General features: G+C 61.9%; 9 protein-coding genes. 4 read left to right on the top strand and 5 right to left on the bottom strand.

The window, feature by feature from the left end; genetic code table 11:
• Both LJE63_09780 and LJE63_09785 read right to left on the bottom strand, forming a co-directional pair.
• On the bottom strand, positions 1-392 hold a 392-nt coding region (locus LJE63_09780; protein MCG6906902.1), incomplete at its 3' end, for a hypothetical protein.
• A gap of 6 nt (positions 393-398) precedes the next feature.
• Positions 399-1,382, bottom strand: a complete 984-nt coding sequence (locus LJE63_09785; GenBank protein MCG6906903.1) for a PhoH family protein — start codon at positions 1,380-1,382, stop codon at positions 399-401.
• A gap of 338 nt (positions 1,383-1,720) precedes the next feature.
• Between LJE63_09785 and LJE63_09790 the strand changes: the two genes are divergently transcribed.
• The 4 genes from LJE63_09790 to hisF all read left to right on the top strand — a co-directional run bounded on the left by LJE63_09790 (position 1,721) and on the right by hisF (position 4,671).
• Positions 1,721-2,248, top strand: a complete 528-nt coding sequence (locus tag LJE63_09790; protein ID MCG6906904.1) for a CvpA family protein — start codon at positions 1,721-1,723, stop codon at positions 2,246-2,248.
• Positions 2,230-3,117 (top strand): nucleoside triphosphate pyrophosphohydrolase, encoded by an 888-nt coding sequence (gene mazG / locus LJE63_09795; protein MCG6906905.1) that lies wholly within the window; start codon positions 2,230-2,232, stop codon positions 3,115-3,117. Before LJE63_09790 ends, mazG begins: the two co-directional genes overlap by 19 nt.
• A 25-nt stretch (positions 3,118-3,142) precedes the next feature.
• Positions 3,143-3,772, top strand: a complete 630-nt coding sequence (hisH, locus tag LJE63_09800) for an imidazole glycerol phosphate synthase subunit HisH (GenBank protein MCG6906906.1) — start codon at positions 3,143-3,145, stop codon at positions 3,770-3,772.
• 119 nt (positions 3,773-3,891) lie between these two features.
• Positions 3,892-4,671: an imidazole glycerol phosphate synthase subunit HisF gene (hisF, locus tag LJE63_09805; protein ID MCG6906907.1), complete on the top strand. Its 780-nt coding sequence runs from the start codon at positions 3,892-3,894 to the stop codon at positions 4,669-4,671.
• 45 nt (positions 4,672-4,716) lie between these two features.
• On the opposite strand, the gene LJE63_09810 is transcribed toward hisF, so the two are convergent.
• The 3 genes from LJE63_09810 to LJE63_09820 form a co-directional block, all read right to left on the bottom strand.
• Positions 4,717-5,166, bottom strand: a complete 450-nt coding sequence (locus LJE63_09810; protein MCG6906908.1) for a hypothetical protein — start codon at positions 5,164-5,166, stop codon at positions 4,717-4,719.
• Positions 5,167-5,342: 176 nt separating this feature from the next.
• On the bottom strand, positions 5,343-5,648 hold the full coding sequence (locus LJE63_09815) for a flagellar biosynthesis anti-sigma factor FlgM (GenBank protein ID MCG6906909.1): 306 nt from the start codon (positions 5,646-5,648) through the stop codon (positions 5,343-5,345).
• Positions 5,645-6,052: hypothetical protein (locus tag LJE63_09820; GenBank protein MCG6906910.1), on the bottom strand; the 408-nt coding region annotated here is incomplete at its 5' end. The genes LJE63_09815 and LJE63_09820, both read right to left, overlap by 4 nt.

Raw genomic sequence — 6,052 nt, forward strand, 5'->3', positions numbered from 1 at the left:
GGCACCTGGGGATCACCGGCTCCCCGGGCGTCAGGGGCTGGGGCCACCGCCGGCGTAAGGTAAACGGCCTGCACGAGACCGAAGGCCTGGTTGACGCGATCTTTCAGCCGCGCGACCAGCTCCGTGTCAAAATCGTAGACCGTGAGAATGCTGTCCGCCGCCTGGCGCCGCTTGGTCTCGGTGGCGATCTTGTCCTCGATGAAAAAATCCTTGGGGGCCTTGACGTCTCCCTGAGCCACGTCCCCGACCGCATAGCTGCGCCGGGTGACCACCAGGTTCGGGTAGAGCATCAGGATGAAGAGGGCCGTCACGACCACCAGGATGCCCCACCTGACCGCGGTGTTGGATTTGAAAAAGGAGATGAAGTCTTCTTTTTTTTTGCTGTATTTCATAGGAACTTACGCTTCGGACCGGACGCTGCCAAGCTCCTCGTAGGCCCGGATGATATCCTGCACCAAGCGGTGCCGGACCACGTCTTCCTTGGAGAAGAACGCAAACGCGATACCGTCGATATCGCGGAGAATTTTTTTGGCCTCCACCAGACCGGAGGCCCGGTTGGCAGGCAAATCGATCTGGGTGATATCCCCGGTGATCACCGCCTTGGAGTTGAAGCCGATGCGGGTCAGGAACATCTTCATCTGCTCCGAAGTAGTGTTCTGGGCCTCGTCCAGAATGATGAAGGAATCGTTCAAGGTCCGGCCGCGCATGAACGCCAAGGGGGCCACCTCAATGACCCCTTGCTGCATGAGGGCGCCCACCTTTTCAAAGCGCATCATATCGTGCAGCGCATCGTAGAGGGGCCGCAGATACGGGTCGACCTTCTCGGCCAAATCCCCGGGCAGAAAACCCAAGGCCTCGCCGGCTTCCACCGCCGGACGGGTCAGAATGATTCGGTTGACCTGGTTCTTGGTCAGGGCCGAGACCGCCATGGCCATGGCCAGGTAGGTTTTTCCGGTCCCGGCCGGCCCGATCCCGAAAACGATGTCGTAAGCGCGGATGGCGTCGATATATTTTTTCTGGGACAGGCTTTTGGGGGTGATGGCTCTTTTTTTGGCGGTGATGTAGACCGTGTCGAGGAAGATGTCCTTGAGCCGGGCGCGATCGTTGCCGCTGAGAGCCCGCACCGCGTAGTCCACATCGTTGGGGTAGACCGGGTAGCCCTCCTCCAGCAGACCGTAGAGCTGGCTGAGGATGTTGCGGGCGAGGTCGGTCTCGATGGGGTCACCCTCGATCAGCACCTCGCTTCCCCGGGCGGAAATCCGAACCCCAACGGCGTCGGCTATTCGCAGTAAATTGTGGTTGTGTTCGCCAAAGAGCCGCCGGGCCAGTTCATTATCGTCCAAGATCAGCTTGGCCTGGGTGGGCTGCGCGTCTTTTTGCATAGATGGCTTGGTTCTCCCGACCGCGGGTCCGGCGGCCAATGCCCCGCGAGGTGCTGATTCATAACACAGCTTTTTTGGCGATTGCAAACGGCAATTCTCCCGGGATGGGGCCTCCGGGAAAAATGGCTTGACGTAATTTTTTTAATTTTGATAGTCTAATCATTTAGTTTCAACAGGTCCAGCCCCTCGCAGGCAACTCCCGTCGCCTTGCCCCGGGCACCGGCCGCACCTGACGAAGCCCACAGCGCCTCGGTTTCCGACGGCCGACCCAACCCATCACCTCGCGCCGCGCATGAAAGGGTTTGCAGCGCCGCCAGCATATTACCCAAAGGGGGGATATGAACCCGTTTGATGCCGTCGTCATCGTCATCGTGGTTTTTTGCCTGGTCCGGGGCCTTTTCCGGGGGCTGATCAAGGAAGTCTCGTCCATCATCGGGGTTCTGGCCGGCTTCTATGCCGCCTACACCTATTATGCCAGCCTGGCCGACTTTTTGACCGACTGGCTTGCCCACCGCGACTACACCAACCTCCTGAGCTTTCTGCTCATTTTCTGCGCCGTCTTTTTCACGATCAGCCTGCTGGGCGTGGTGACCAAATACCTGCTCAATATCGCCTACCTGGGGTGGTTTGACCGCATCTGCGGCGCCGGTTTCGGGTTCAGCAAGGGCATCCTGATCACCGCCGTGCTGCTGATCGTGCTGACCGCGTTTCTTCCCAAAGGCGCCCCGCTGATCAAAAATTCGCGACTCTCGCCGTATGTCGCCAGCCTGGCCGAGAACATGGCCCGGGTGGTGTCGCCACAGATGAAAAAGCAGTTTCAAACCAAGCTTGAGGAGATGAAAAAAGCATGGCGCCACCCCATTTAGACCCGCCGCACGAGACTGCGACCGGGGGCCGCCTGGCGGCCATGGTCCATTTGGTGAACACCCTGCGGGGTGAAAACGGCTGCCCCTGGGACCGCAAGCAGACCACCGAATCCCTCAGCGTATACCTGATCGAAGAGGTCTTCGAACTGGTGGAGGCGATCGCATCCGGCAACCGCCGGGCGATCTGCGAGGAATTCGGCGACGTTCTCTTCCAGATCGTTTTTTTGGCCACTCTGCTGCAGGAGGAGGGCAAGTTCGATCTCGACGAGGTCGTCGATGGCAACACCGCCAAGATGGTCCGCCGCCACCCCCATGTCTTCGGCAAGGCAACCGCCGCCGACAGCGGCGAGGTTCGCAAACAGTGGCGCCGGATCAAGCAAGAAGAGGCCCATGCGTCGCCCCGGGCGTCCATCCTGGACGGGGTGCCCAGCGGTCTGCCGGCCCTGATGCGGGCCTACCGGGTTTCGGAGCGCGCAGCAGGAAGCGGTTTTGACTGGGAGGATCTTGGCGGGGTGATGCACAAGGTCGAGGAGGAGTGGGAGGAGTTCAAGTCGGCCCTGGGGGTGGGCCAGGCGCCGGCTGAAACCCGCGCGGCGGTTGCGCTGGAGTTTGGCGACCTGCTTTTTACGCTGGTCAACGTGGCCCGTTTTGCCAGGATCCACCCGGAAACCGCGCTTACCAGCGCCACCGAAAAGTTCAGCCGCAGGTTTCGCCGGATGGAGGGGCAGCTCAAGGCCAGCGGCCGCAGCCTGGATTCGGTGGGCGGCGCCGAGTTGGACCGGTTGTGGCAGCAGGCCAAGGCAGCCACCGCCGACCCTGCGGCGGGGCCCCCGGCCGCGGCCGGCGGGGACGCCCCGGCAACACCGTAACCCTCATGCTCCAGGCCAAATTCTGATGATTACGATTATTGATTACGATGCCGGAAACCTGGCCAGTGTCCAACGGGCGGTGACGCACATCGGGGGGGACTGCCGGGTGACCAACCACCTCGACCAAATCGCGGCGGCCGACCGGATTATTTTTCCGGGGGTCGGCGCCGCCGGAACGGCCATGCAGAGCCTCCGCAAGTCCGGGCTGGACCGGGCCCTGAAGGCGGCCTACGCGGCGGGCAAACCGATTCTCGGCATCTGTCTCGGCACTCAGATCGTTCTTTCCCACAGCCGGGAGAACGATACCGCCTGCCTGGGGCTGATAGACGGTGAAGTGGAGGCCTTCGACCGTCACGCGCAATTTCCCGCCGGCGGCCGACTCAAAATCCCCCACATGGGCTGGAACCGCATCCACCCGCTGAAGCCGCATCCCCTTCTGGCGGGTATCGGGCCGGAGGACGAATTTTACTTCGTCCACAGCTTTTACCCCAATCCCGCGAACCCCGAGCACCTTCTGGCGACGACCACCTACGGGATCACTTTTGCCTCCGTCATCGGCTGCAAAAACCTGGTCGCCACCCAGTTTCATCTGGAAAAAAGCGGCCGGCCGGGGTTGACCATGCTGAAGAACTTCTGCAGCTGGTCGCCCTCCTGAAAATACCGCCGGGACGGCGGCACACCCCGCCGCCCGGCCCAGGCCCGAGGAGACATCAGCGGCCGAAGCCCCGAACCCATCGTCCAGGGCAACCACCCCCCAAAAAAAAGAGTCGAGGCATGCTAAGCAAACGCATCATTCCCTGTCTGGATGTCCGCGAGGGCCGGACCACCAAGGGCATCAAGTTCGAGAACAATATCGACATCGGCGACCCGGTGGCGATGGCGCGCCACTACTACGAAGCCGGCGCCGACGAGATCGTCTTTTACGACATCACCGCCTCCCACGAAAAGCGCGACATCATGATCGACGTGGTCCGGCGAGTGGCGGAGACCATTTTCATTCCCTTCTCGGTGGGCGGGGGCATTCGAACCGTTGAGGACATGCGTGCGGTCCTGCTGGCGGGTGCGGAGAAGGTGAGCGTCAACTCGGCGGCCGTCAAAAACCCGGAGATCATCGCTCAGGGGGCCGAGGCCTTCGGCAGCCAGTGCGTGGTCCTGGGAATGGACGTCAAACACGTCGGCAAGCGGGACGGCATCCCCTCAGGCTACGAAATCGTCATCAACGGCGGCCGCAGCTATATGGGGATCGACGCCCTGGACTGGGCACGTCGGGCGCAGGCCCTGGGTGCCGGCGAGATCTGTCTAAACTCCATCGACGCCGACGGCACCTGCGAAGGCTACGAATTGAACCTGACGCGGCTGATTTCCGAACATGTGACCATACCGGTGATCGCCTCCGGCGGCGCCGGAACACCGGCACACATCGGCGAGGTCCTGACCCGCGGCAGGGCCGACGCCGCCCTGATCGCCTCCATGGTCCACTACGGCACCTACACCGTCGCCGACATCAAGTCTTACTTAAGTGCTCGCGGAATTAAGGTTCGCGCCAGCTGGTAAGGATCTGCGGCAGAGCCGCACGGGGCTCCGCGCCGGTCTCCCGGCTCAGACATAATCACCCCGCTGAAAGCGAATCACTTCCACATTGGCGGCCACCGCCGAACGGGCTGCAAGGGTCTGAAGTTCCGGTTCCGGGTGCGGCTCCGAATCGGCTGCGGCCATCAAGCGCTCAGCCTGGGTTTGGATTTCCACCACCAGCGGCGCAATCTGCCGCAGGCTTTTGTTGGGGTCCGCGAGTTGCCGGGCATAGGCGTCCAACAGATCAATCAGCCGACCGGTACCCGCCACCAGCGCGTCGCTGCCGTTTTCGATGGTGGGCATCTGCGCCGGGCGGACCTCACCCAGGGCTCCGGCCCCGGTGGGCACCGGCGGCGGGCTCTGCCGGGCCTGCAGGGTCTGTTGAAGGGTTTCTTGAAAACCGGTGCCCCCGGTATCCTTGAAATCCCGGGGTTGGGACGGCGGCAGGCCTGGCTGGAGAGGGCATATTCGGGTCATGAAAGGGCCTCCTGAAAGGTTTTCTCTGATGACAAGCAAAAAAAAGGCCGGTTTTTTAAAACCGGCCTTTTTTATTTTTTCGTATGACTTTCAACCTGTTATGGAGGACACCACCCTGAGCGCGCGCATCGAAGAAACTTTAACGGGAAAAATTTGCCTACCGCCGGCAAATATTCTCAGCCCCAACCCCCCACCATCTTTTCGGCGACCCGCTGCGGGCTGAATTGGTAGCTCCCGGCATTGAGCGCGGTGCGCAGCGGTTCGACGGCTTCGATCCGGATTTCGGGAGCCGAAAGCACAGCCGAGCGCGCCAGCTCGGCCATTCGGCTGGCGCTCGAGATCCGCACCACGGAGGGGCCCTCCCGGTCGCCAGGTTTTGCGGGGGTCAGCGGCAAGCGATCGAGTTTGGGCTTTTCCGTGTTTCGGGTATAGGACCTCATCTGAACCACTGCGCCGCCTGCGGCACTGGCTGCTGCCTTCATTGAAGACCTCCGGAGCTGGGCGTCATTTTCTTGCCAACCGCTTCCCGCACCAACTCTTCCAGGCGCTGGCTGAGAAATCGGGAATCCTCGACGGGCAGGTTGCAGGATTTTTTTTGATTGCTGGCATCGATCACATTGAAGATGAACTGGGCCGGCTGCCGCCGCGACGGCGGCCGCATCCGGCTGCCCGCGGGCGGCGAACCCGTTTGGACCGACGGCACGTCGGCCGGCAACGATTCAAAACGCGAGAGCCTCTCGACGATATCCGCCGCCACCTTGTCGATGACCGCCTGACGCTTGCCCTCATCGGAGATATTGATCTTTCCGATGGACGGCTTGGCGCCGCCCCCCGCCCCGTCACCGGGTTGGCTCAACTGACGGGTGTAGACCTTCAGCACATTATG

The organism is Desulfobacteraceae bacterium (assembly GCA_022340425.1).
Lineage (GTDB): Bacteria > Desulfobacterota > Desulfobacteria > Desulfobacterales > JAABRJ01 > JAABRJ01.